20 protein-coding genes and 1 pseudogene are annotated in these 20,427 nt (G+C 73.3%); 8 read left to right on the forward strand and 13 right to left on the reverse strand.

Features of this window, described 5'->3' with window-relative positions; genetic code table 11:
- Together ABT106_RS24280 and ABT106_RS24285 are read right to left on the reverse strand one after the other, a co-directional pair.
- Positions 1–256: pseudogene (locus ABT106_RS24280) on the reverse strand (hypothetical protein); the annotation flags it as partial.
- Between the two features lie 73 nt (positions 257–329).
- Positions 330–1,502 (reverse strand): glycerophosphodiester phosphodiesterase, encoded by a 1,173-nt coding sequence (locus ABT106_RS24285; protein ID WP_351280968.1) that lies wholly within the window; start codon positions 1,500–1,502, stop codon positions 330–332.
- A 307-nt stretch (positions 1,503–1,809) separates the two neighbouring features.
- On the opposite strand from ABT106_RS24285, the gene ABT106_RS24290 reads away from it, so the two are divergent.
- Complete coding sequence (locus ABT106_RS24290; RefSeq protein WP_267842065.1) at positions 1,810–2,439, forward strand: lysophospholipid acyltransferase family protein; 630 nt, start codon at positions 1,810–1,812, stop codon at positions 2,437–2,439.
- Between the two features lie 8 nt (positions 2,440–2,447).
- Here the strand turns inward: ABT106_RS24290 and ABT106_RS24295 are convergent, their stop codons facing one another.
- From ABT106_RS24295 to ABT106_RS24305, 3 genes are all read right to left on the reverse strand, one after another.
- Positions 2,448–3,923, reverse strand: a complete 1,476-nt coding sequence (locus ABT106_RS24295) for a membrane-associated oxidoreductase (RefSeq protein WP_351280971.1) — start codon at positions 3,921–3,923, stop codon at positions 2,448–2,450.
- Positions 3,924–4,045: 122 nt separating this feature from the next.
- A complete protein-coding gene (locus ABT106_RS24300) occupies positions 4,046–5,590 on the reverse strand; it encodes an MFS transporter (protein WP_351280974.1) in 1,545 nt (514 codons plus the stop codon).
- Positions 5,590–6,138, reverse strand: a complete 549-nt coding sequence (locus tag ABT106_RS24305) for a TetR/AcrR family transcriptional regulator (protein WP_351280977.1) — start codon at positions 6,136–6,138, stop codon at positions 5,590–5,592. The genes ABT106_RS24300 and ABT106_RS24305 overlap by 1 nt, the downstream gene beginning before the upstream one ends.
- A 90-nt stretch (positions 6,139–6,228) precedes the next feature.
- Between ABT106_RS24305 and ABT106_RS24310 the strand changes: the two genes are divergently transcribed.
- A complete protein-coding gene (locus tag ABT106_RS24310; RefSeq protein WP_351280980.1) occupies positions 6,229–6,756 on the forward strand; it encodes an HAD domain-containing protein in 528 nt (175 codons plus the stop codon).
- A gap of 121 nt (positions 6,757–6,877) precedes the next feature.
- Here the strand turns inward: ABT106_RS24310 and argH are convergent, their stop codons facing one another.
- The gene (gene argH, locus ABT106_RS24315) at positions 6,878–8,305 is read right to left on the reverse strand and encodes an argininosuccinate lyase (RefSeq protein WP_351280983.1); all 1,428 of its coding nucleotides are present in this window, start codon (positions 8,303–8,305) and stop codon (positions 6,878–6,880) included.
- 345 nt (positions 8,306–8,650) lie between these two features.
- On the opposite strand from argH, the gene ABT106_RS24320 reads away from it, so the two are divergent.
- Both ABT106_RS24320 and ABT106_RS24325 read left to right on the forward strand, forming a co-directional pair.
- Entirely contained in the window at positions 8,651–9,232 is a 582-nt protein-coding gene (locus ABT106_RS24320; RefSeq protein WP_351280986.1) for a pyridoxamine 5'-phosphate oxidase family protein, read from the forward strand.
- A gap of 6 nt (positions 9,233–9,238) precedes the next feature.
- On the forward strand, positions 9,239–9,925 hold the full coding sequence (locus tag ABT106_RS24325) for a L,D-transpeptidase family protein (protein WP_351281017.1): 687 nt from the start codon (positions 9,239–9,241) through the stop codon (positions 9,923–9,925).
- A gap of 49 nt (positions 9,926–9,974) precedes the next feature.
- Here the strand turns inward: ABT106_RS24325 and ABT106_RS24330 are convergent, their stop codons facing one another.
- Genes ABT106_RS24330 through argC form a run of 5 tightly spaced genes read right to left on the reverse strand, consistent with a single transcriptional unit; the run spans position 9,975 to position 14,871 of the window.
- A complete protein-coding gene (locus ABT106_RS24330) occupies positions 9,975–10,511 on the reverse strand; it encodes an arginine repressor (protein ID WP_267722726.1) in 537 nt (178 codons plus the stop codon).
- A 7-nt stretch (positions 10,512–10,518) separates the two neighbouring features.
- On the reverse strand, positions 10,519–11,724 hold the full coding sequence (locus tag ABT106_RS24335) for an acetylornithine transaminase (RefSeq protein ID WP_351280989.1): 1,206 nt from the start codon (positions 11,722–11,724) through the stop codon (positions 10,519–10,521).
- A complete protein-coding gene (argB, locus tag ABT106_RS24340; protein WP_351280992.1) occupies positions 11,721–12,677 on the reverse strand; it encodes an acetylglutamate kinase in 957 nt (318 codons plus the stop codon). The genes ABT106_RS24335 and argB overlap by 4 nt, the downstream gene beginning before the upstream one ends.
- Positions 12,674–13,846, reverse strand: a complete 1,173-nt coding sequence (gene argJ / locus ABT106_RS24345) for a bifunctional glutamate N-acetyltransferase/amino-acid acetyltransferase ArgJ (protein ID WP_351280995.1) — start codon at positions 13,844–13,846, stop codon at positions 12,674–12,676. Before argJ ends, argB begins: the two co-directional genes overlap by 4 nt.
- Positions 13,843–14,871 (reverse strand): N-acetyl-gamma-glutamyl-phosphate reductase, encoded by a 1,029-nt coding sequence (gene argC, locus ABT106_RS24350; RefSeq protein WP_351280998.1) that lies wholly within the window; start codon positions 14,869–14,871, stop codon positions 13,843–13,845. Before argC ends, argJ begins: the two co-directional genes overlap by 4 nt.
- Before the next feature lie 369 nt (positions 14,872–15,240).
- Between argC and ABT106_RS24355 the strand changes: the two genes are divergently transcribed.
- Complete coding sequence (locus ABT106_RS24355; protein ID WP_351281000.1) at positions 15,241–15,885, forward strand: dihydrofolate reductase family protein; 645 nt, start codon at positions 15,241–15,243, stop codon at positions 15,883–15,885.
- A gap of 159 nt (positions 15,886–16,044) precedes the next feature.
- Positions 16,045–17,082 carry a PP2C family protein-serine/threonine phosphatase gene (locus tag ABT106_RS24360; RefSeq protein ID WP_351281003.1) on the forward strand — a complete coding sequence of 346 codons (1,038 nt, stop codon included), beginning with the start codon at positions 16,045–16,047 and terminating at the stop codon, positions 17,080–17,082.
- A gap of 24 nt (positions 17,083–17,106) precedes the next feature.
- Here the strand turns inward: ABT106_RS24360 and ABT106_RS24365 are convergent, their stop codons facing one another.
- A complete protein-coding gene (locus ABT106_RS24365) occupies positions 17,107–17,682 on the reverse strand; it encodes a histidine phosphatase family protein (protein WP_351281006.1) in 576 nt (191 codons plus the stop codon).
- Between the two features lie 31 nt (positions 17,683–17,713).
- Complete coding sequence (locus tag ABT106_RS24370; protein ID WP_351281009.1) at positions 17,714–19,159, reverse strand: aminotransferase-like domain-containing protein; 1,446 nt, start codon at positions 19,157–19,159, stop codon at positions 17,714–17,716.
- On the opposite strand from ABT106_RS24370, the gene ABT106_RS24375 reads away from it, so the two are divergent.
- Both ABT106_RS24375 and ABT106_RS24380 read left to right on the forward strand, forming a co-directional pair.
- The gene (locus tag ABT106_RS24375) at positions 19,158–20,066 is read left to right on the forward strand and encodes a DMT family transporter (RefSeq protein WP_351281012.1); all 909 of its coding nucleotides are present in this window, start codon (positions 19,158–19,160) and stop codon (positions 20,064–20,066) included. The two genes, ABT106_RS24370 and ABT106_RS24375, sit on opposite strands and share 2 nt — an antisense overlap.
- A gap of 73 nt (positions 20,067–20,139) precedes the next feature.
- Positions 20,140–20,343: a DUF1918 domain-containing protein gene (locus ABT106_RS24380; protein WP_351281014.1), complete on the forward strand. Its 204-nt coding sequence runs from the start codon at positions 20,140–20,142 to the stop codon at positions 20,341–20,343.
- The last annotated feature ends 84 nt before the right edge of the window (positions 20,344–20,427 follow it).

Here is a 20,427-nt window from a genome sequence, read left to right on the forward strand (position 1 = left end):
TCGGGTCGTACGGGACCTCCCGGCGGACGCGGCGGCGGGCCAGGCGGGCCTCGGCGCGCACCGCCCGGCGCAGCCAGCGCGCGGGCTCGGCCGGATCGGCGGGGTCGGGGGCCCGGCGGCCGCTTTCCAGCAGCCTGACCCAGACGGCTTGTTCCAGGTCTGCCGCGTCGACTCCGGCACTCGGGGCCTCCGCGGCCGCCTCGGCGGAGAGCAGCGGGCCGAGGTTCTCGAAGAGGTCAGCCTTCAACAGGTCCATGCCGGGCGGGACGAGCGGGCCGTGCCCGGCGGTTTCCGCGCCGGGTACGGGCCACCCGTTCGAGAAGCTCCGGTCAGCGGTTGACGGGCGGGCGGCCCGGGCGGAAGTCCTCGGCCGCGAGCAGGCCGGTGTCCGGGTTGTCGGTGAAGATGCCGTCGATGCCCTGCTCGAAGTACCTGCGGAACGCGCCGAAGGCGTCCCCGTACGCGGCCGGATCGGTGCCCTCGCGGTATTCGGCCGGCAGGAAGCCGTTCTCGTTGCGCGCGGTGTAGGGGTGCAGGAGCAGACCGCGGGCGTGGGCGTCCGCGACGAGGGTGGTGGGCGCACCGAGCCTGCCGGACGCGTCGCGCGGGAGGATCAGGTCCATGGTGGGGCCGATGCCCTGGGCGAAGCCGGCGATCCACTTCAGTCCTTCGGGCTTGACCAGGTCCGCGACCGTACGCGGGTCCTTGGCCAGCTCGAAGTCCCACGGGCGGGTGTTCGCCGCGGACAGCAGCACCACGCGCGGGGCGGAAACCAGCCGGGAGAGCCGCTGGACGCTGGACGGCTCGAAGGACTGGAGGAAGATCGCGGCGTTCCGGCCGTCGCGTCCGTAGCGGCGCAGCAGCTTCGCGAGGGGCTCCTCCAGCCCGAGGCCCAGGGACCGGAAGTAGCTGGGGTGTTTGGTCTCCGCGTGCAGCCAGACCCGCCGGCCGCGGCGCTTTCCCTCGCGGTCGGCCCAGCGCAGCACCTCTTCGAAGGTGGGCACGGCCCAGCGGCCGTCGTAGAGGGTATTGCGCCCGCGGATGGCGGGGATGCGCTCCTTCGCGCGCAGGGTCTTCAGTTCGGCGAGGGTGAAGTCCTCGGTGAACCAGCCGGTGACGGAGACCCCGTCGACGGACTTGGTGGTGCGCCGGGCGGCGAATCCGGGGTGGTCGGCGACGTCGGTGGTGCCGCCGATCTCGTTCTCGTGGCGGCATACGAGGTGGCCGTCGCGGGTCGGGACGAGGTCCTGCTCGATGACGTCGGCGCCGAGGTCGAGGGCGAGCTGGTAGGAGCCGATGGTGTGCTCGGGGCGGTAGCCGCTGGCGCCCCGATGGCCGATCACCGTCGGTACGGGGAGCTCCCGGTGACCGCGGTCACCGCGGTCACCGCGGTCCGCCTCCGATGCCGCGGCGGTTCCCGCCGGAAGTCCCGCCACGGCTCCGCCCGCCGCCAAGACGGCCGCTCCCAGGACCGTGCGCCGTGCTGCCCCACCCTGCGTCATGAGTGCCACTCCTCGTTCGGAAAGGGCCGCGGGTCCCGGGATCCATAGGTGTCACGCGGCCCCCGATCGGCCTGCCGATGGTAGGCAGGGGGTGGTGGCCGGCGGACGTGTGCCGGGGGAACATGGCGGAAACGCGCGTCAACACTGCGTATCCGACGTGTGAACCCGATGTGCGATCAGAGCCGACCCGCGAGTATCGTCCTCACCTGCACTACCGCCGTGTGGTGGCGTGTGCGAACCGCTTTTCGATGCCGGAGGGCCCACGTTGTTCCGTACCGCGCTCATCAAAGCCACTGTCGGACCGGTCATGCGCATGATGTTCCGCACCCGTGTGGAGGGCATCGAGAACATTCCCGGGACCGGGCCGGTGATTCTGGCGGGCAACCACCTCACCTTCATCGACTCGATGATCCTGCCGCTGGTGTGCGACCGCACGGTCCACTTCATCGGCAAGGACGAGTACGTGACGGGCAAGGGGGTCAAGGGCCGCCTGATGGCGTGGTTCTTCACGGGCTCCGGGATGATCCCCGTCGACCGCGACGGCGCCAACGGCGGGGTCGCGGCCCTGATGACCGGCCGCCGGATCCTCGAGGAGGGCAAGGTCTTCGGCATCTACCCCGAGGGCACCCGCTCCCCCGACGGCCGGCTCTACCGCGGCCGCACCGGCATCGCGCGCCTCACCCTGATGACCGGCGCCCCCGTGGTCCCGTTCGCCATGATCGGCACCGACAAGCTCCAGCCCGGCGGCGCGGGGATGCCCCGTCCGGGGCGGGTCACGGTCCGCTTCGGCGAGCCGATGGAGTTCTCCCGCCACGAGGGCATGGACCGCGACCGGTACGTGCTGCGCGCCGTCACCGACTCGGTGATGGCCGAGGTCATGCGTCTCTCGGGCCAGGAGTACGTGGACATGTACGCCACCAAGGCCAAGGCCGCGTAGGGCCTCGCCTACTGCCGCTGGAGGGACCGGCTGACGCCCGCCGCCGTCGTGGTGGCGAGGATCCAGCCGGTCACGATCAGCAGGTACGACAGCCACTGGTGCCAGCCGCTCGGCGCGTACGCGGCCTCCTGTCCGAAGCCGACGATCGGCAGCATCAGGTCGAGCGTGTAGAACACCGGGTTGAAGTCCGGGGCCTCCCCCGCCTTGAGGGGGCGCGGCGGACCGGTCCAGTAGGCGATGACCCCGGTGACCAGCACCGCCAGCAGCCAGCCCGCCGCGCGCATCGGCCGGAAGCCGTAGCCGACGGTGACGTCCTGGAGCAGGCCCCAGGCGCGGGCGTGCCGGGGCAGGGTCCGGCGGTGCCGGCGGAGCTTGGCGAGCTGGACGGTCCGGGCGGCCGCCTCGTCGCCGGCCGTGCGGTAGGCGGCGGCGAGCTGCTCGTACGCGTACGGGAGGTAGCCGGTCTCCTCCCGCTCCAGCGCGGGCAGCCGTTCCTCGGCCGGAAGGTGCGGGGCCAGGGTCCGGTAGGTGAGTCCGTCGATGCGGATCTCGTCGGGCCAGGTCTCGGGCGGCATGTGCAGCCGGTCGAACTGTGAGCGCCGCAGGTTGACGCTGCCCTGGATGGTCTCGCAGGAGCGCAGCCACACCTCGCCGGCCAGGCAGCTGGAGGCGCGCAGGGCGACGCCTCCGGGGTTGACGAACCGGGCGTAGGCGAAATTGAGCTGGCCGGGTATCCGCGAGCCGGTGAGGTTGACCCGGCCGTGGGCCTCCATCCGCATGGCGCGCAGGTCCGTGCCGACGGTCAGGGTCTCGGCGTGCAGGGCGGTGGCGCCGGGAGCGAGGAGGCGGGCGCCGTCGAGGTTGATCTGGCCGCCGACGGTGGCGCCGTTGATGCGTGTCTGGCCGTGGACGACGAGGTCCATGGCGATGACGTCGGTGCCGATGTCCGCGTGGTTGAACTGGAGGATCGGCTCCACGCCCTGCGCCTCGGCCCCCGGGACGCCGATGACCGCGCGCTGGAGGAAGAGGCCGCCGGCGATCCGGGCGCCGGACAGCCGGACGGGCCCGGTGATCGTGCAGCAGGGCATCCGCAGGACGACGTCGATGCTGACGGAGGTGGCGGTCAGCCCGGGCAGTGCCGAGTCGCTCAGCACCAGGGCCCGCAGCTGGGCCCCGTACACGAGGGGTTTGCGCTCGAACCAGCAGCCGCGCAGCCGGATCGCGTGCTCCACCAGGGCGTACTTCAGGTTCAGCTTGCCCGTGATGCGGGCGCCGCGGACGTTGAGTCCGGCGACCAGGCCGGCCGTGCGGGGCCCGTTGATCAGCAGGGCGGTGATCACCTCGGCGCGTACGGTGCGCTCCGGGCCCCAGCCGTCGCCGGCGGCGGCGTCCTCGTCCGGGCCGGCCCGGAAGTCGACGCCGTCGCCGCGCGGGAAGGCGTCCCATACGCGGCGTTCGGCCGGGGTCAGATCGTTGATCTCCATCGCCGGGATGGTGTCCCGCGGCCGCGCGGGCTGTCAACTGCCTTCGGGGCTGCGCCCTTTGGCCGGATGACGACGGGTCAGCGGACATGGGGTCAGTGGACGGCGGGTCAGTGGACGGCGGGTCAGTGCTCGATGCCGTCCTGGAGTTTCTGGCCCCGGAGCAGGAACCAGGCGGCCACGGCGGTGGCCAGGAGGACGGCCGAGCCGACGCCGGAGGCGAGCCGCAGCCCGTCCACGAACGCCACCTGGGCCGCGCCCACCATCTGCTCGGCGGTCTGCGGATCCAGCGCCTTGGCCGCCTCGACGGCTCCGCCGAGCGATTCGTGCGCGGCGTCGGCGACGGACGCGGGGACCGAGGCCGGGGCGGTGAAGCTCTGGTAGACGCCGGTGACGATGGAGCCGAGCAGGGCGATGCCGAGTGCGGCGCCCAGCTCGTACGCCGTCTCGGAGACGGCCGAGGCGGAGCCGGCCTGTTCTTTGGGAACGCTGGAGAGGATCACATCGGCGGTGACGGTGAAGGAGAAGCCGGCGCCGAGGCCGACGACCAGCAGGGCCGCGCCGAGCAGCGGGTAGCCGGTGTCCTTGTGGATCACGGTCAGGACGCCCAGGGCCAGGCCGATGGCACCGAGGCCGCCGGTGACGATGGACCGTACCGAGTACCTGCGGGCGTAGCGGCCGGCGAGCAGGCCGGTGACCACCGCGCCGACGGCGGCCGGCAGCTCCGCGAGGCCCGCCTCCAGCGGGTCGCGTCCCTGGACGAGCTGGAGGAACTGGGAGAGGAAGAAGACCAGTCCGGAAAGGCCGAAAACCGTCAGCAGGTCGGCGAGGACCGCGCCGGAGAAGCCGCGGTGCTTGAAGAGCCGCATGTCGAGCAGCGGGGACGGCAGGCTGAACTGGCGGCGCACGAAGGCGTACAGGCACGCCCCGCCGATGACGGCGGCGGCCCAGACGCCCCAGGTCGGACCGTGGGTGGCGACTTCCTTGATGGCGTACACGACGCCGATGACGCCGGTGAGCGAAAGGGCGACGCTGACCAGGTCCCACGGTCCGGCGACCGGGTTCTTGGACTCGGGGAGCAGCTTGATGCCGACGAGGACCAGGACGATCATCACGGGGAGGTTGATGAGGAAGACCGAGCCCCACCAGAAGTGCTGGAGCAGGGCTCCGCCGACGACCGGTCCGACGGCCGCGCCGGCCGAGGCGGCGGCGCCCCAGACGCCGATCGCGAGGCTGCGCTCCTTGGGGTCCGTGAAGATGTTGCGGATCAGCGCGAGCGTGGACGGCATCAGGGTGGCGCCGGCGACGCCGAGGAGCGCCCGGGCGACGATCATCATCTCGGGGCTGGTGGCGTAGGCGTTCAGCACCGAGACGGCGCCGAAGGCCGTGGCGCCGACGAGGAGCAGCTTCTTGCGGCCGATGCGGTCGCCGAGGGAGCCCATGGAGACGAGCAGGCCGGCGATGACGAAGGAGTAGATGTCGCCGATCCACAGCAGCTGGGTGCCGGACGGCTGGAGGTCCTCGCTGAGGGCCGGGGTCGCGAGACCCAGTACGGTGGCGTCCACCGCGACCAGGAGTACGGCCAGGACGAGCACGGAGAGCGCGAGCCAGCGCCCGGGGCTCTTGCCCTCCGCCCCCTTGTGCCTGCTCAGCTCTTCGGTTCTGCTCATCACTCCACACTCCGTCGTGCTCCACCGAGCAGCAACTCGATGATCATGTACTGAAAGTCCTTGGCGGCGACCCGGCCGTCCAGGACGGCCCAGGCGCAGGAGCCGATGAGGGCGTAGAGGGCCTCGGTGAGCCAGGCGGGGCTCAGGTCGATCCGGATGTCGCCCTCCTGCTGGCCGCGCCGGAAGAGCGCCCCGACGCGGGCGTCCAGCCGGGCCCATCCCTCGTGGATCCCCTCGCCCTCGAACAGCTGGTTCTCGGTGACGAGGAAGGCCAGCAGTTCCGCGTTGGGCTCGGCCTCGGCGACGAGGCGCCTGAGCGCGTCCGGCGCCGTGTCCTCGTCGAGGCGGGCGTTGTCGAACGCCACCTCGAACTCCCGGATGCCCAGCTCTTCGAGCGCGCGCACGAGGGCGTCGCGCCCGGCGAAGTGCCGGTGGAGGGTGGCGCGCCCGATTCCGGCGGCGCGCGCGACCTCGTCCATCGTCGCAGTCGATTTGCGGGAGAGCAGGGCCGCCGCGTCGCGGAGCACCTGGTCACGATCCATGGCCATGAGACAAGCATAACCCAAACGAGACTCCAATGTCTCATTCCAGCGAAAAATGGGCCGCCCCCGAGCCGCCCGGCGAGGCATGCTGCCGAGATGAACCCGCTGAAACCGCCCAGGCCGCTGCTGCTGATCGACGTGGACGGACCGCTGAACCCGTACGCCGCCAAGCTCCAGCGCCGCCCCGAGGGCTACACCACCCACCGGATGCGCCCGACGGGCTGGCGCGAGGCCGAGAGCGCCAAGCCGCTGCGGGTCTGGCTGGACCACCGCCACGGCGCGGAGCTGCTCGCGCTGGCGGGGGCGTACGACCTCGTGTGGGCCACGACGTGGAAGGACGAGGCCAACGACTGGATAGGCCCGCATCTGGGACTGCCCCGGCTGCCCTTCATCGACTGGCCGGTGATGCACGGACGCGCACCGCGCGGGACCTTCTGGAAGACGCAGTACATCCTGGAATACGCGGGGACGCGCCCCTTCGCCTGGATCGACGACGACATCACGGCCGCGGACCGCGAGTACGTCGACGAGCGCCACCCGGCGCGCGCGCTGCTGCTGCGGATCGACGAGCGGGTCGGGCTGACCCGGGCCGACTTCGACGCCCTGGCGGACTGGGCGCGGTGAGGGGCCCCGGTCCCGGCCCCGATTCAGGTCCCGGTCCCGGCCCCGGCCCCGGCGCCCGGAACGCCGAGGGGGCGGCCGGAGCGGATGCTCCGGCCGCCCCCCCTCGGGCCCGCGGCTCCTGCTACTGCTTGTGGATCGCCCAGGCGTGCTGGATGACCAGGTCGGCCTTCAGCTCGGTCAGCTGGACCGCGACCGCCGACGGGGCGGTGCCGCCGCGGCCGCTCCGCGAGGCCAGGGAGCCCTTGACGTTGAGCACCGTCCGGACCTGCGGGGTCAGGTGCTCCGAGATCTTCGCGAACTGGTCGTCGGTGAGCTGGTCGAGCTCGATGCCCTCGCCCTCGCAGACCTTGACGCACTCGCCGGCCACCTCGTGCGCCACCCGGAACGGCACGCCCTGCTTGACCAGCCACTCCGCGATGTCGGTGGCGAGCGAGAAACCGGCCGGGGCCAGCTCCTCCATGCGCTCCCGGTGGACCGTGAGGGTCGCCATCATGCCGGTGAAGGCCGGCAGCAGGACCTCGAGGGTGTCGCAGGAGTCGAAGACCGGCTCCTTGTCCTCCTGGAGGTCCCGGTTGTAGGCCAGCGGCAGCGCCTTCAGCGTGGCGAGCAGGCCCGTCAGGTTGCCGATGAGGCGGCCGGACTTGCCGCGCGCCAGCTCCGCGATGTCCGGGTTCTTCTTCTGCGGCATGATCGACGAGCCGGTCGAGAAGGCGTCGTGCAGGGTTACGAAGGAGAACTCCTTCGTGTTCCAGATGATGATCTCCTCCGCGATCCGGGACAGGTTGATCCCGATCATCGCGGTGATGAAGGCGAACTCGGCGACGAAGTCGCGGGAGGCCGTGCCGTCGATCGAGTTGCCGACCGAGCCGCGCTCGAAGCCCAGGTCCGCGGCGACCGCCTCCGGGTCCAGACCCAGCGAGGAGCCCGCGAGCGCGCCCGAGCCGTACGGGGAGACCGCCGTCCGGGTGTCCCACTGGCGCAGCCGCTCGGCGTCCCGGGACAGGGCCTGCACGTGGGCCAGCACGTGGTGGGCGAAGAGCACCGGCTGCGCGTGCTGGAGGTGCGTCCGTCCGGGCATGGCCACGTCCGCGTGGTCCTCGGCGAGGCCGACCAGCGCGTCCTGGAGGTCGGCGATCAGACCGCCGACGATCCGCGCGTGATCGCGCAGGTACATCCGGAAGAGGGTGGCCACCTGGTCGTTGCGGGACCGTCCGGCGCGCAGCTTGCCGCCGAGGTCGGCGCCGAGCCGCTCCAGCAGCCCCCGCTCCAGGGCGGTGTGCACGTCCTCGTCCGCGACGGTGCCGGTGAAGGAGCCGTTCGCCACGTCGGCTTCGAGCCGGTCCAGGCCGTCGGTCATGCGGTCGAGTTCATCGGCGGTGAGCAGGCCCGCCTTGTGCAGCACGCGTGCGTGGGCACGGGAGCCGGCGATGTCGTACGGGGCGAGGCGCCAGTCGAAGTGGACCGACGCGGACAGCTTCGCGAGGGCCTCGGCGGGGCCGTCGGCGAAGCGGCCGCCCCAGAGCCGGACGTCACCGTTGTTGCTGCTCACAGCTACTGCTCCTCAGGGGGGTGGGTGTGCGACCGCCTCCCCGCCGCGGAGGGTGCGGGGAGGCCGTCTGCCTACTGCCGGCACCGCCGGTGCCGTCGGCACCGCCGGCTCCTGCGTAACGACTCAGGCGGGGTGGCGACGCGGGGCGGTCGCCGGGGACGGGCCGGGGCCCTTCCGTACGGTCACGTCCAGCGATAGGCATAACTATGCATTGTTCCGTATGTTTCGTCAATCGAGCCCCGCCGTACCCCCCGGCCGGCCGGTCCGCCCGCCGGTGACGTGCGCACGGGTCAGGGCGCACGGGTCACCGCCGAGGGCGCTCCGCCACAGTCCGATAATCAGCCCATGGGAAAACTCCACGCACGCATAGACGACCGGCTCCGCAGGTTCATCGAGGAGCAGCCGGTCTTCTTCACGGCCACCGCCCCGCTCGCGGGTGACGGCCACGTCAACCTCTCGCCCAAGGGCCGTTCCGGGACCCTCGTCGTCATCGACGACCAGACCCTGGCCTACCTGGACTTCGGCGGCAGCGGCGCCGAGACCATCGCCCACGTCCGCGAGAACGGCCGGATCACGCTGATGTGGTGCGCGTTCAGCGGACCGCCGAACATCGTGCGCATCCACGGCGAGGGCGAGGCCGTCTTCCGCGACGATCCCCGCTGGGGCGGCCTGGTCGCCCTGTTCGGCGAGGCCGACGGGCCGGCCGCCCGGGCCGTCATCGTCGTGCGGGCCCGCCGCATCACCGACGTGTGCGGGTACGCGGTCCCCTTCATGGAGTACCAGGGCGAGCGCACCCTGCACGCGGAGTACTTCGGCCGCAAGACGGACGACGAGTTCGCCGCGTACTGCGAGAAGAAGGACCACATCGGGACCAGCGTCGACGGCCTGCCTGCACTGCCGCTGCCCCTCCCGCCCCGTACCGTCTGACGTGTGCTGCGCACCGCTCTCGTCACCGGCTCACTGATCGTCAGCGCCCTGCTCCCCCAGGGCCCTTCCCCGCTGCCCGCGCGGCTCGCCGACACCGGAGGGGGCAGCCAGCTCATCACCGCGGTGGCGCCCGCGCCCGGGTCGACGACCGGGCGGGTCACCTGGTGGGACCGGCGGGCGGGCCGCTGGTACGAGGCCGGGAGCGCGGAGGCCCGCTTCGGGGCGAACGGGCTGACCGACGGCGCGCGCCGCGTCCAGGGCACGAACACGACCCCGGCGGGCCTGTACGCGCTTCCGTACGCCTTCGGGAACCGGCGCGCGCCCGCCGGTACGGAGTACCGCTACCGCCGGGTGACCCCCGGCTCGTGGTGGTGCCAGGACAACGCCTCCGGCAGCTACAACCGCTGGACGGAGCCGCTGCCCGCGGACTGCGCGCCCGGTGAGGCGGAGCACCTGGCGGACTACGGGACCCAGTACGCGCACGCGCTGGTCATCGCGTTCAACTACGAGCGGCCCGTGCGCGGCCGGGGTGCCGGGATCTTCCTGCACGTCAACGGCAGGGGCGCGACGGCGGGTTGCGTGTCCGTGCCCGACCGGGCCATGCGGGCGCTGCTGCGCTGGGCGGACCCCCGCCGGAGTCCGCACATCGCGATCGGCACCGCGTCGGGGGCCCTGGCGGTGACCCGCTACTGACGGGCCTCCGGCCCGGCCGTCCCCCGGCCGGGCCGCTCCCCCCGTACGGTCAGCCTTCCTTCTGGGCCAGGCGCAGCAGGTGGTCGGCGAGGGCCTGGCCGCCGAGCGGGTCCCGGCTGATCAGCATCAGTGTGTCGTCCCCGGCGATCGTGCCGAGGATCTCCCGGAGTTCGGCCTGGTCGATCGCCGACGCGAGGAACTGCGCGGCCCCGGGCGGGGTGCGCAGGACCACCAGGTTGGCGGAGGCTTCCGCCGAGATCAGCAGTTCCCCGGAGAGGCGCCGCATCCGCTCCTCCTTCGCCGACTCCCCGAGGGGGGCCTGCGGGGTGCGGAAACCGCCCTCGCTGGGCACCGCGTAGATCAGCTCGCCGTTGGTGTTGCGGATCTTCACGGCCCCGAGTTCGTCGAGGTCGCGCGAGAGCGTCGCCTGGGTGACGCTCAGCCCGTCGTCCGCGAGCAGCTTGGCCAGCTGGCTCTGGGAGCGGACGGGCTGCCGGTTGAGGATGTCCACGATCCGGCGGTGGCGGGCGGTGCGGGTCTGCGGAACGGCCTGTCCTACGTGCTCGTTCTCCTGCGCCTGGGTCATTGTCGTCTCATTCTCCGGATCCGTCCCCGTGGGCTGTGCCGAGAATGCCGGGCAGGGCCTGGAGGAACGCGTCCAGCTCGGCCTCGGTGAGCACGTACGGGGGCATCAGCCGTACGACGTCGGGGGCGGGCGCGTTGACCAGGAAGCCGGCGTCCTGAGCCGCCTGCTGCACCTGGGGCGCGAGCGGCTCGGTGAGCACGATACCCAGGAGCAGCCCGGCGCCGCGGACGTGGGAGACGAGCGGGTGGCCGGTTCCCTCGATGCCGGAGCGCAGCCGCTCGCCCCGCTCCTTGACCCGGTCGAGGAGCCCTTCGGCGGCGATCGTGTCGATGACGGCGAGGCCCGCCGCGCAGGAGACCGGGTTCCCGCCGAAGGTGGTGCCGTGCTGGCCCGGCCGGAGGAGGTCGGCGGCGGGCCCGAAGGCGGCCACGGCGCCGATCGGCAGACCGCCGCCCAGGCCCTTGGCGAGGGTGACGAGGTCGGGTTCCACACCCTCGTGGGCCTGGTGCTCGAACCACTGGCCGCACCGGCCGATGCCGGTCTGGATCTCGTCCAGGACGAGGAGGGTGCCGGTGGCGCGGGTGATCTCGCGGGCGGCCGTCAGGTACCCGGCCGGGGGGACGACGACGCCGTTCTCGCCCTGGATGGGCTCGATGACGAGGATCGCGGTCTCCTCGGTGACGGCGGCCCGCAGAGCCTCCACATCGCCGTACGGGACGTGCGTGACCTCGCCCGGAAGCGGCAGGAACGGCTCCTGCTTCTTCGGCTGGCCGGTGAGCGCGAGGGCCCCCATGGTCCGGCCGTGGAACCCGCCGTCGGTGGCGACCATGCCGGTCCGCCCGGTCAGCCGGCCGATCTTGAAGGCGGCCTCGACGGCCTCGGCTCCGGAGTTGCAGAAGAAGACCTTGCCGGGGCGGCCGAAGAGCTGGAGGAGCCGCTCGCCGAGCGCCACGACGGGCTCGGAGATGTACAGGTTGGAGACGTGGCCGAGCGTGGAGATCTGCCCGGTGACGGCGGCGACGACCGCGGGGTGGGCGTGGCCGAGCGCGTTGACCGCGATGCCGCCGACGAGGTCGGTGTACTGCTTGCCGTCCGCGTCCCAGACCTGGGCGCCTTCGCCCCGTACGAGGGCCAGGGCGGGGGTCCCGTAGGTGTCGGCCAGGGCGCCCCGCCAGCGGGCGCCGTACTCCTGATTGCCGGTGTGCGCGGTCACTTCGCTCCCCCTTGCGGCTCGTCCGGCACGACCATCGTGCCGATTCCCTCGTCCGTGAAGATCTCCAGCAGGATCGAGTGCTGGACCCGCCCGTCGATCACGCGGGCGGTGGTCACGCCGTTGCGGACGGCGTGCAGGCAGCCCTCCATCTTCGGCACCATGCCGCTGGACAGCTCGGGCAGCAGCTTCTCCAGTTCGCTGACGGTGAGCCGGCTGATGACCTCGTCGCTGCTCGGCCAGTCCGCGTAGAGGCCCTCGACGTCGGTGAGGACCATCAGCGTCTCGGCGCCGAGGGCGGCGGCGAGGGCCGCGGCGGCCGTGTCGGCGTTGACGTTGTAGACGTGGTGGTCGTCGGCGCTGCGGGCGATGGAGGAGACGACCGGGATGCGGCCGTCCGACAGCAGTGCCTCGATGGCGCCGGTGTTGATGGAGGTGATCTCGCCGACCCGCCCGATGTCGACGAGCTCGCCGTCGATCTCCGGGCTGTGCTTGGTGGCGGTGATGGTGTGGGCGTCCTCGCCGGTCAGGCCGACGGCGAGCGGCCCGTGCTGGTTGAGGAGCCCGACCAGCTCGCGCTGGACGTGTCCCGCCAGGACCATCCGTACGACGTCCATGGCTTCGGGGGTGGTGACGCGCAGGCCCGCCTTGAACTCGCTGATCAGGCCCTGCTTGTCGAGCTGGGCGTTGATCTGGGGGCCGCCGCCGTGCACCACGACCGGCTTGAGGCCGGCCTGCCGCAGGAAGACCACGTCCTGGGCGAAGGCCGCCTTGAGGTCCTCGTCGATCATGGCGTTGCCGCCGAACTTGATGACGACGACCTTGCCGTTGTGCCGGGTCAGCCAGGGCAGGGCCTCGATGAGGATCTCCGCCTTGGGCAGCGCCGTGTGCTTGCGCGCCGTGCCCGGGTGGGCGCTGCTGCCGGTGCCGGGCTGTCCGGCCTTCTCGTCGCTCATGAGCTGTACGCGCTGTTCTCGTGGACGTACTCGGCGGTGAGGTCGTTGGCCCAGATCACGGCGGACTCGGCGCCGGTGGCCAGGTCGGCGGTGATGCGCACCTCGCGGTCCTTCATGCTCACCAGGTCGCGGTCCTCGCCCACCGAGCCGTTCTTGCAGACCCAGACTCCGTTGATGGCGACGTTCAGCCGGTCGGGGTCGAAGGCGGCCCGGGTGGTGCCGATCGCGGAGAGCACCCGGCCCCAGTTGGGGTCCTCGCCGTGGATGGCGCACTTGAGGAGGTTGTTGCGGGCGATGGAGCGGCCGACCTCGACGGCGTCGTCCTCGCTGAGGGCTCCGACGACCTCGATGCGGATGTCCTTGCTGGCGCCCTCGGCGTCGCCGATCAGCTGCCGGGCGAGGTCGTCGCAGACGGCCCGTACGGCCTCGGCGAACGCCTCCTGCTCCGGCACCCGGCCGGACGCGCCGGAGGCCAGCAGCAGCACGGTGTCGTTGGTGGACATGCAGCCGTCGGAGTCGACCCGGTCGAAGGTGGTGCGGGTGGCGGAGCGCAGCGCCGTGTCGAGGGCGGAGCTGTCCACGTCGGCGTCGGTGGTGAGGACGACGAGCATGGTGGCGAGGCCGGGGGCGAGCATGCCCGCGCCCTTGGCCATGCCGCCGACCGTCCAGCCGTCCCGGGAGACGGTGGCGGTCTTGTGCACGGTGTCGGTGGTCTTGATCGCGACGGCGGCGGCCTCGCCGCCGTCCGCGGTGAGGGCCGCGGCCGCGGTCTCGATCCCGGGCAGCAGCTTGTCCATGGGGAGCAGGACGCCGATCAGGCCGGTGGAGGCGACGGCGATCTCGCCGGCGTTGAACTCCGTGCCCGTTCCGAGCCCGTTGAGGACGTCGGCGGCCTTCTCGGCGGTGGCGTGGGTGTCCTGGAAGCCCTTGGGGCCGGTACAGGCGTTGGCGCCGCCGGAGTTCAGGACGACCGCGCTGACGGCGGCGCCGCGCAGGACCTGCTCGGTCCAGTGCACGGGCGCGGCCTTGACGCGGTTGGAGGTGAACACGCCCGCGGCGGCCAGACGCGGCCCGTTGTTGACCACGAGGGCCAGGTCCGGGTTGCCGTTCGCCTTGATCCCGGCGGCGATGCCCGCCGCCGTGAATCCCTGTGCTGCCGTGACGCTCACGGTGCTACTCCGATCGTGGAAAGGCCGAGCTGTTCGGGGAGCCCGAGGGCGATGTTCATGCTCTGCAGCGCGCCGCCCGCGGTGCCCTTGGTCAGGTTGTCGATCGCGCTGACGGCGATGATCCGCCGGACGGACGCGTCGTAGGCGACCTGGACCTGGACGGCGTTGGAGCCGGTGACGGACTGGGTGGCCGGCCACTGCCCCTCGGGGAGCAGCCGGACGAAGGGCTCGTCGGCGTACGCCTTCTCGTAGGCGGCGCGGAGCTGCTCGGCGGTGGTGCCGGGGAGCGCCTTGGCGGAGCAGGTGGCGAGGATGCCGCGCGCCATGGGGACGAGGGTCGGTGTGAAGGAGACGGAGACGCGCTGCCCGGCCACCGGGGAGAGGTTCTGCACCATCTCGGGCGTGTGCCGGTGTCCGCCGCCGACGCCGTACGGGCTGACGGAGCCCATGACCTCGGAGCCGAGCAGGTGGGGCTTGAGGGCCTTGCCCGCGCCGGAGGTGCCGGTGGCGGCGACGATCACGGCCTCGGGCTCGGCGAGCTGCCCGGCGTACGCGGGGAAGAGCGCGAGCGAGACCGCGGTGGGGAAGCAGCCGGGGACGGCGACCCGCTTGGCCCCCGCCAGCGCGGCGCGGGCGCCGGGCAGCTCGGGGAGGCCGTAGGGCCAGGTGCCGGCGTGCGGGGCGCCGTAGAACGCGTCCCAGTCGGCGGCGTCCTTGAGCCGGTGGTCGGCGCCCATGTCGACGACGAGCACGTCGTCGCCGAGCCGGGCGGCGACGGCGGCGGACTGGCCGTGCGGAAGCGCGAGAAACACGACATCATGTCCCGCGAGGACCTCGGCGGTGGTCGCCTCCAGGGTCCGTTCGGCGAGCGGTCCCAGGTGCGGCTGGAGGGAACCGAGCAGCTGTCCGGCGTTGGAGTGCCCGGTCAGCGCTCCGATCTCCACCTCGGGGTGCGAGAGCAGCAGGCGCAGGAGCTCCCCGCCCGCGTACCCGCTCGCTCCGGCCACCGCTACACGTACTGCCATCGGACCCTCCTCGTCGATGGCATGACTATACGTATCACCGCAGTTTTATGCAAAGCCATCGCGGGCCGCGGCGAGAGCGCCGACCAGGTGCGGCCATGGGCCTGGACCTCACGCTGTTCACGGCGGACTGGCTGTATCGGGGCAGGCGGCCCGACGGGCGGCCGTGGCCCCCGGGCCGGGGGTCCGCCTGGTGTACCGAGCAGCCGTGACCGCGGAGGCCGCGCGCCGCGGCTCGGGGGCTGGGGGCTGGTGGGCCCGCCTTGGCCGAGAGGTGCTCCGGCGCATCCGGCGCGCCCGCGCGGCGATGAGTCCGCGGGTCCCCGCCGGTCTACCCCTCGACGGATACGGACGACGCACCGGGAGCACGCCATGGGCCTCATCCACATCGAACTGTTCGCGACCCTCGACCTCGTCGGGCAGGCGCCCGGCGGCCCCGGCGAGGACCCGGAGGGGTTCCCCTTCGGCGGCTGGCAGGCGCCCCTGCTGGACGAGGTCGCCGGGGCGCAGGTCGGCGCCGCGTACGAGGGCACGGACGCCCTCCTGCTCGGCCGCCGGACGTACGACATCTTCGCCGCGCACTGGCCCCTCCAGGAGGGCGGCGAGGACCACGAGATCGCCGCGCTCTTCAACCGCGTCCCGAAGTACGTGGCCTCCCGCGGCAGGCCCGCCCTCCCCTGGGCCGGGTCCACCCTGCTCGGCCCGGACCTCGCCGGCGCGGTGCGCGAGATCCGCGACCGGCACGAGCACGTGAAAGTCGTCGGGAGCCTGGACCTCGTGCAGAGCCTGCTGCGCGAGAGGCTCTTCGACCGTCTCGACCTCTGGCTGCACCCCATCGTGCTCGGAGTCGGTAAGAAGGTGTTCGCCGCCGGCGCGGTGCCCACCGGTCTCACGCTCCTGGCGCCCCCGGCGGCCGGGCCGAAGGGCACCGTCTACCTGCGCTACGGCCTCGCCGACGGCACTCCCGCGACGGGCGACATGGGCGCACCCGGTCGCGGCGCCGGAAGCGACGGCTGAGCCGGCCCCTGCCCGGCGGGTCCTGCCGGGCGGGTCGTGCCGGGCGGGTCGTGCCGCCGGGCCGCCAAAGCGCAGTGCCCGCATTGCGCGGATATCGTGGGACATGTGATCGAGTCTGGACGGCCGCGGCTCCGCAGGCGCCCCGGCCCGGGAAGACTTGTGCGGCTGTCGCCGGTGATCCTGACCGTCGTCATCGCGAGCCTGGCGTACGCCACTCCGCCCGAAATGGCCTTCAGCCGCCTCCTGCCCGCGGCGCCGGCCCTCGCCGCCGCCATGTGGCCGGTGCTCCCCACCGTCCTGCTCGGGACGGTCTGCCTGCTCCTGATGATCGGCCTCGGCCTCGTCTTCCCCGACCTGGGGACGTGGTGGACCGCCGCGGGGATCATCGCGGTGACCGTGGCCGCCGCGTACGGAAGCCACGTACGGCTCCAGCGCGAGCGCACCCTCTTTCAGGTGCGGCTCGTCGCCGACGCCGCGCAGCAGGTGGTGCTGAGCCCCATGCCGCGGCGCTTCGGCCCCATCGCGATCGAGTCGCTGTACCTCGCGGCCGCCGCGGAGGCCCGCATCGGCGGGGACTTCTACGAGGTGGTCGACACGCCGTTCGGGGTCAGGCTGCTCATCGGCGACGTACGGGGCAAGGGCCTTCCGGCCGTGGGGGCGGCCGCGGCGATCGTCAACGCCTTCCGGGAGGCGGCCTACGACGAGGGCGACCTGGTCGACATCGCCCGCCGGCTCGACGCCAGCAGCACCCGGTACAACGCCGCCTTCCCGCCCGAGGGGCCGATGGAGCGCTTCGCCACCGCCCTCCTCGTCGAGATCCCGCACGGGGGCGGCCGGATCGACGTCCTGAACTGCGGACACCCCCCGCCCCTGCTCCTGCACCACGAGAAGCTCCGCGTCCTCGAATCGGTCACCCCCTCCCCGCTGCTCAGCCTCGCGGAGCTGATCGGCACGCGGTACACCGTCGACACCTTCGCCTTCGCCCCCAACGACCTGCTGCTCGTCTACACCGACGGGATCGCCGAGGCCCGGGCCCGCGACGGCGAGTTCTTCCCGCTGGCGGCCTGGATGCGGCGGCAGCCCCCGACACCGCCCCGCGAACTGCTCGCCGCGCTCCACCGCGACCTCCTGCGCCACAGCAGGGGACGCCTCGACGACGACATCGCCGCCCTCGCCGTACGCCTGGACGGGCCCTGAGGGGCGCGGCGGCCGCCCCGCGGGTCAGGAGGCGGTGGGGAGGGAGAGGTACCAGCGGCCCGGCCGGCCCGTGAGGGTGAGCGTGGACAGCGCGCCGACGTCGACGTTCCAGTAGGTCAGCGGGGGCGCCCTCAGCGCGTGGACCAGGGCCGCCCGGACCACCGTGGGCTCCGCCACGGCCACGATCGCGCCGACGTCGTCCGCGGGGCGGGTGTCCAGCCAGCCTCCGACGCGGAGGATGAAGGCGATGAGCGATTCGCCGCCGTGCGGGGCGGCCTCCGGGTCCGTGAGCCACGCGTCGACCGCGTCCGGTTCGCGGGCGGCCGCCTCGGCCGGGGTCAGTCCCCGCCAGCGGCCCATGTCGCACGCGCGCAGCGCGGGCTGGGCCAGGGGCGCGTACCCGAGGGCCTCGGCCGTGGCGCGGCAGCGCGGCGTCGGCGAGCAGTAGCGCAGGCTCGCGGCGCCCAGCGGCACCAGCCCCCGCACGGCGGACTCCACCGCGCGCAGGCCGGCGACGTCCAGCGGACGGTCGTCGTCGAAGCGCTCGGCGAGCAGCGGGCGGCCACGGGCAGCGGCGACGAGCGAAACCCGAAGGTCCATGCGGCGATGGTGGTGCGCCGCGCCCCGCGGGTCAAGCGTCCGGGGCGTCCGGGTCCGCCAGGGCGGCCCGCAGCCGTACGGCGGCCTCCACCAGTTCGGCGGGGCCCGCGACCGCGGCGAAGCTCATCCGTACGTAGGGGGCGGGCGGCTCCGCGCAGAAGTACGGGCGTCCGGGCGTGACCGCGACCCCGGCGCGCAGCGCGGCCGCGGTCACGGCGGTGTCGTCGCCGCCGACGGCGGGCCGCACCCACAGCTGGAAGCCCCCGGAGGGCGGATGGGGCACCTCCAGGGCGGGCAGCTCGCGCCGCAGGGCTCCGGTGAGCACGTCCCGGCGGTGGCGCAGCTCGGCGGCGACCGTCCGCAGGTGGCGCGGCCAGGCGGGTGCGCCGACCAGTTCCAGGGCCGCCTCCTGGAGCGGGCGGGGCACGAAGAAGCTGTCCACGACCTGGATGGCGCGCAGCCGGTCCAGGACCGGGCCTCGGGCCGCCAGGGCGCCCACCCGCAGGCTGGGCGAGGTGGCCTTGGTCAGCGACCGCACGTGGACCACCACCCCGTCCTCGTCCTCGGCGGCGAGGGTCGCGGGCAGCGGGCCGGCGTCCTCGTGGGCCAGCGCCCGGGCGTAGTCGTCCTCGACCAGGAAGGCACCGGCGGCCCGCGCGATCCGCAGCACCTCGGCCCGCCGCCCGGGGGCCAGCACCGCGCCGGTCGGGTTCTGGAACAGCGGCTGGCACACGAACACCCGCGCCCCGGTGGCCTCGAAGGCCGCGGCGAGCAGGTCGGGCCGGACCCCCTCGGCGTCCACCGGTACGGGTACGGGCCGGCACCCCGAGGCGCGGGCGATGGCCAGCAGCCCCGGGTAGGTCGGCGACTCCACCAGGATCGGCGCCCCCGGCGGGGCGAGCGCCCGCAGCGCGGTCGCCAGCGCGTTCTGCCCGCCCGCGGTGACCAGGACGTCCGCGGCGCCGACCGCCCCGCCGATCTCCCGGGCGAACCAGTCCCGCAGCTCCGGCAGGCCCTCGACGGGCGGCCGCCCCCAGGCCCCGGGCCGCCGGCCGGCGCGGGCCAGCGCCGCCGCCATGGCGCGCTCGGGCTGGAGCGAGGAGTGCAGGTAGCCGCCGCTGAGCTCGATGACCCCGGGCGGCGGTGTGGCGAGCGAGGCCAGCACCCCGGCGGCGTCCACGGACCTCGGGACGACCTCCCCGGCGCCCTCCGCGCTGAGGGCGACCTCCTGCCAGGAGGTGTCGCCGGGCGCGGCGGCCCGCGTACGCGGACGGGCGCGGAAGACCCCGGCGCCGGGGCGGGTGACGACGAGGCCCTCGGCGGCGAGCTGGGCGAGGGCCCGCGAGACGGTCACGGGACTGACCCGGTAGCGCTCTACGAGGGACCGGCTCGACGGGAGCTTTCCACCGACCGAGTAGCGGTCCAGCTCGGACCGCAGGGATTCGGCCAGTTCCACCACACTGCTACGCTCGTACATGACAGCACAGAATAGCGCTATCCTCCCGACGCCGATAGCGGTCAACGACTCCGTGAGCCGCCGGGGCACCGTCCTGGCCTCGCTGGGCGTCGTCGCCTTCTCGCTGACCTTCCCCGCCACCGCCTGGGGGCTGGAGAGCTTCGGCCCCTGGTCCCTCGTCTCGCTGCGCAGCGTCCTGGCGGCTGTCCTCGCCGGCGGCTTCCTGCTGGCCCTGCGGGTCGCCCCGCCCGCCCGGGAACACTGGGGCGGACTCGCGGTCGTCGGCGCCGGGGTGGTCGTGGGCTTCCCGCTGCTCACCACCCTCGCACTGCGGACGTCGACCACCTCGCACGCCGCCGTGGTCGTCGGCCTGCTCCCGCTGACCACGGCCGCGCTGTCGGCGCTGCGCACCGGGGCCCGGCCCTCGCGCCGGTTCTGGGTGGCCGCCGTGGCCGGGGCCGCGGTGGTCCTCGCCTTCACCGTGGCGCAGAGCGGCGGTTCGCTCTCGGCCGGCGACGGGTACCTGTTCGGCGCGCTGCTCGTGTGCGCCGCCGGGTACACCGAGGGCGGGCGGCTGGCCCGGGTGCTGCCCGGCTGGCAGGTGGTCGGCTGGGCGCTGGTGCTGTGCCTGCCGCTGAGCCTGGCCGGTTCCGTACTGGGGCTCGCGTACGAGCCGGTGCGCCTCACCGGTCACGGCGTGGCCGGCCTGGTCTGGGCGGCTGCCGGCTCCACCTTCCTCGGGCTGTACGTCTGGTACCGGGGCATGGCCGAGATCGGCGCGCCTCGGGCCAGCCAGCTCCAGCTGGCCCAGCCGCTGCTGACCCTGGTGTGGTCGGTGGCGCTGCTCGGCGAGCACCTGTCGCCCGCCGCGCCGGCGGCCGCCTGTGCGGTCCTCGTCTGCATCGCCGTCACCCAACGGACCACGTGACGAACGGGTCAAAAAGCAACAGAGCGACCTAAACTGCTAACACCGGATCGGACCGCCACCGAGGAGGTCGGACATGCACGCGACCGAGGGCGACCAGCTGGTGCAGCACGGCAGGATCGTCGGACAGAACGACAAGCTCGGCGAGATCACCCAGGTCCTGGGGGACAACGGAACTCCCCCTTACCGGGTGCGCTTCCAGGACGGACACGAGGCGCTCATGGCCCCCGGGCCGGACTGCGTGGTCCGCCACCCCCACCCCGAGGCGGAAGGGCACTGACGTCGTCCGGCTCCTCGACCTGAGCGGCCCCATCGACGCGCGGCCCGCCCACGCGCTCGGCGTCCAGGGCGGCCACAAGGCGGC

Origin of the sequence: Streptomyces sp. NPDC002044, from assembly GCF_040296725.1 — a bacterium.
Lineage (GTDB): Bacteria > Actinomycetota > Actinomycetes > Streptomycetales > Streptomycetaceae > Streptomyces > Streptomyces antarcticus.